Origin of the sequence: Desulfovibrio sp. (assembly GCF_019424165.1) — a bacterium.
GTDB lineage: Bacteria > Desulfobacterota > Desulfovibrionia > Desulfovibrionales > Desulfovibrionaceae > Desulfovibrio.
The window spans coordinates 29,058-33,436 of sequence record NZ_JAHZAA010000013.1; the positions used below are offsets into that span (position 1 = coordinate 29,058).

Annotated in this window: 4 protein-coding genes; 3 read left to right on the top strand and 1 reads right to left on the bottom strand. The window is 56.8% G+C overall.

What is annotated here, in order from left to right:
- Positions 1–240: 240 nt before the first annotated feature.
- The 3 genes from hisC (at position 241) to QZ377_RS06595 (ending at position 3,127) form a co-directional block, all read left to right on the top strand.
- Positions 241–1,401: a histidinol-phosphate transaminase gene (gene hisC / locus QZ377_RS06585; RefSeq protein ID WP_291440392.1), complete on the top strand. Its 1,161-nt coding sequence runs from the start codon at positions 241–243 to the stop codon at positions 1,399–1,401.
- Entirely contained in the window at positions 1,398–2,090 is a 693-nt protein-coding gene (gene cmk / locus QZ377_RS06590; RefSeq protein WP_291440393.1) for a (d)CMP kinase, read from the top strand. The genes hisC and cmk overlap by 4 nt, the downstream gene beginning before the upstream one ends.
- A 473-nt stretch (positions 2,091–2,563) precedes the next feature.
- Entirely contained in the window at positions 2,564–3,127 is a 564-nt protein-coding gene (locus tag QZ377_RS06595; protein ID WP_291440394.1) for a tetratricopeptide repeat protein, read from the top strand.
- Positions 3,128–3,540: 413 nt separating this feature from the next.
- Here the strand turns inward: QZ377_RS06595 and QZ377_RS06600 are convergent.
- On the bottom strand, positions 3,541–4,379 hold an 839-nt coding region (locus QZ377_RS06600; RefSeq protein ID WP_291440395.1), incomplete at its 5' end, for a GGDEF domain-containing protein.

Here is a 4,379-nt window from a genome sequence, read left to right on the forward strand (position 1 = left end):
ATTATTTGAATCTGCGATAAATATTCTCAAAGGGTTACGACGCACATAGATAGCGCACATAGCGCTGCCGGCTTCATCCGCCAGCCTCTCGGGCAACGGCTGAAGCCGCCTTGCGTCTTCATGACGGACGCCTGCTTGCGCAGACGCCGGAACAATTTTGAGATGGCACTGTTCTATACCGAATACTCTTCAGACTAAACGCTTGTTGCCGGTCAGCCCCATGCCGGTAATGGAGAAAGCATGTTCCAGATCAGCGTGCGGCAGGAAATTCTTGCCCTCAAGGCCTATGTTCCCGGCCTGTCCATTGCTGAAATCCAGCAAAAATACGGCCTTGCCCAAGTCATCAAAATGGCCAGCAACGAAAACCCCCTGGGCATGCCGCCCCTGGCGATACAAGCCGTACAACGCCATGCCGACATGGGCTTTCGCTACCCTCAGGGCGGCAATCCCCGCCTGGTGGAAGCCCTGGCCCGCAGGCACAGTCTTGAGGCCGCCCGCGTGGTGGTTGGCAACGGTTCGGATGAAATCATAGACCTGCTTATCCGTATCATGGCCCAACCCGGCGTGCACAATCTCGTATGCTTTGACCCCTGTTTCAGCATTTATCCCATTCAGGGACGCATCGGCGGCGTTGAGGTGCGACGGCAGCCCCTCAATAATGATTTTTCTTTTGATTTTGACGCACTGCTTTCGCATGTGGATGACAACACCCGCCTTGTGTTTGTGACCACGCCCGATAATCCCTCGGGTTATTGCCCCCCGCGTGAAGCCGTGGCGCAACTGGCTCGCCGCCTGGCGAAAACCGCGCCCCGCTGCCTGCTGGTTGTGGATGAAGCCTATATGGATTTTGCCGAAAATGAGCAGGAATCATCTTTGCTGGCTGGCGGTATGTTGCCGGAAAACACGGCATTTCTCCGTACATTTTCCAAAAGTTTCGGCCTGGCGGGGCTGCGCGTGGGCTACGGCATTCTGCCCCCGGGGCTGGCCGACCTCTGGTGGCGGGCGCGGCTGCCTTTTTCCGTCAACATTCTGGCAGAAGAAGCCGCTTTAGCAGCGCTTGCCGACACAGCCTTTCTTGACGCAACCATGCATACCGTGCGCCGGGGCCGCAATGCCCTTACTGTGGGGCTGACCGCACTGGGCTGCACCGTCTGGCCCAGCGCAGCCAACTTTGTGCTCTTCAGGCTGCCGGAACATACCCTTGACGCTCAGGACTGCTTCGAGGCCCTGCTGCGGCGCGGCATCATCATACGCCCGCTCAAAAGCTATAATCTGCCAGAACATCTGCGGGTCAGCGTGGGCAACAAGGATGAAAACAGGGCCTTTCTGGCCGCTATGGACGCCATCTTGCTGGAAAACCACAGCGCCGCCAACGGCCTTGATAACAAGGAGCTGAAATGAATGCGCGCCTGCCTGTGGTAACGCTGGACGGCCCTGCCGGGGTAGGCAAAACCACCCTGGCCCGCCGCATGGCTGAAAGCCTGGGGCTTGCCTATCTGGATACCGGGGCCATGTTTCGCTGCATAGCCCTCAAACTGGGGCCGGGAGCAGAAAAGCTGCCGGAAGAAGAACTGCGCGCCCGCTGCGCCCACTGGACCTTCAGCCTGGGGGGCATGGGGCAGCAGTCCACCCTGTTCTGCAACGGTGTGGCTGTGCGCGGCGAAGTGCGTACTGAAGAAGTGGGAATGCTGGCCGCACGCATAGCCACAGTGCCTGTGGTGCGCGACATCCTGCGCCAGACCCAACGTGCCATCGGCGAGAGTTCCGCTCTGGTGGCTGAAGGCCGGGACATGGGAACCGTGGTTTTTCCCGATGCGCGCTTCAAGTTTTTTCTTGATGCCGCCCCGGAAGTGCGGGCCATGCGCCGCCTGCGTGACCTTGAAGAAAGAGGCGAAGCTGCCGAACTGACAAACCTTACCGAACAAATACGACAGCGCGACGCCCTGGACCGCAACCGTGCTGTGGCCCCGCTGCGTCCCGCCCCCGACGCCCTCATTGTAGACACCTCCCACCTGGATATTTCGGGGGTGCTCGGCGTTATGCTGCATCATATCAGCGTGCATGGCGGGCCGCAGAGCCTGCGCGGCTAGAGCCGTTGCCCTTCAAAAGGCTCATGGTTTCTTCGGGGCCTTACAAAACAGCTTTGGCAACGACTTTTTACTGTCCAGTGCCAGCTAACCCGATAGGTCAAAATTCGCCCCGTTGACGGCACAACCGACTGTGGCGGCGAACTGAAGCGGCCCAGCCGCCGGGCAGCCCTGAAGCCCCTTCACTTCGCATTCTGAAACCGCCCTTTGCTTTCAAGCAAAGGGCGGTTTTCATTTTGTTCAGCAGACCTGTCAGGCAGCGGCAAAACCTGCCCATTCTTCACCGGAGGTTGCCGGACTTTTGGCGTTCTGAGCAGGACGCCTTTGCCTATATGCCTTTAATTTCTTCTTTTTAGAAAAATATCAAATTGATTTTATTACATAATTACATTTTGGCATGAGCAGTGCATACCACTTGACAAGCCAATGGCGCATACAGCGCCTTGCACAAACCAGCCTACGTTGGGGAGAAAAATATGAGCAATCAGCTGGATTACGAAATCAATAAAGAATTGGGCGAGTGCTACCTGTTCATGGGTGACTATGACAAGGCCGAAGAATATTACCGCAAGGCTGCCAACAGCAGCACGCAGAGCGACGCCCCCTATCTGGGCCTGGCTACTGTGGCCGTGCAGCGGGCTGAACTGGACAAGGCCCTGGTGCTTTACCAGAAAGCCGCCTCAGTAGAAGAAACCGACAAGGCCCTGTGCGGCATCGGCCTGATCCATATGGAACAGGGCCAGCATCAGGAAGCCTTTGACAATTTTGCCCGCGCCCTCAACAAGAACGCGGAAAATATCGTGGCCCTGAACTGCCTTGTGCGCGAAGCCTATCAGCTGGGTTGCGTTGAAAACGTGCTGCCCTATCTGGAAGACACCCTGAATACCGGTGTGGAAGCTGAAGCCGTACGCGTAACCCTGGCCGGTTGCCTTATCTACCTCGGCCGGGGCGAAGAGGCCCGCACGCATCTTGAAGCTGTGCTCGGCGCCAACCCGGCCAATAACAGCGCCAAAGAACTTTTCGACACTATGGCCGCCTAGCCGTGGCCCCCGGGCCAGGCCGCTGCCAGAACATACTCCCCTCCCCACATGATTTTCCGGCCCCTGGCAGGTGCCGGGGCCGGAAAATCTTTTCACAGGGGAATAAACGGCACTGTTTGCCCTCTGTGCATCATGCCGTTGACGCATATGCCAACGCAGACAGAGTTAAAAATCCCTGAAGTCTCCTTCAGGGATTTTTAGTAATCTCAAGTCAGTCAGCTCTGGCGTCTGCGCGGAAAGACGTCCGCAACAAAGCCGCATACCAGCTTCAGCCGCTACAGGAAAGCTTGCGGATGAAGACAGCGGCACGGTATACCGGCGCTATCACGAGCCACAGTGAGCGCTGTAATGCATTGACAAATACATTAAAAATCAATTGCTGCCGCGTGGTTCACGGCGTGGCAACATGCAGGCTACTCCTGAATAAAACAGGGGGCATCCTGACATACTACGGAATTGCGCCCGTTGTATTTGGCCCGGTACAGGCATCTGTCCGCCTCGGCGATGCCGGCTTCAAGCTGTTGCAAGGGAGAGCAGGAGGCGTTCTCCTGGCACAGCCTGCTGACGCCAAGGCTTACGGTTATCCGCAGAGGTACACCGGGATGCGGAATGGACGCCTGGCCGTCTCTGGAGCGGGCCTGCATGCAGTGCAGCATGGCAGCTTCATCCATAACGGTCTGCTCCACAGCCAAACGTATTTTTCCGCCCAGCTCGCACGCTTCTGCCAGCTCTTCACCCGCCAGAAGTATGACAAACTCTTCGCCGCCATAACGGCAGCACAAATCCTGTTCGCGCAGAAAAGAGCTGATACAACGGCTGAAGCGCACGAGCACCTCATCGCCGCAGGCGTGCCCATAGGTATCATTGACAGCTTTGAAGTGGTCAATATCCGCAAGAAGAATACTTGCGGGCAGCCCTTCCTCACGAAGAAGTTCCAGCGTTTTTTCGGCCTTGGCCATGAATGCACGACGATTGAGCAGCCCGGTAAGAGGGTCAATAAAAGAAAGCTGCTTGTATTTATGAGAAAGGCGGGTCAATTCTGAAACGTTTTTGTCCAGTTCTTCCACCATTTTGTTAAATGCGGTGGAAAAATCGCCCAAAAAGTTGATCCTGTGCTGGTACTCGCCTTTGGCGATGCACTGGGCCTGCCACGTCAGGTGGCGCAGGTCGGATTGGAGGGCCTTGAGCGAACCAATAACAAAGCCCCGCTGTTTGGACATGTAATGCAGGTCGCCCTTGCCCAGATTGTGGG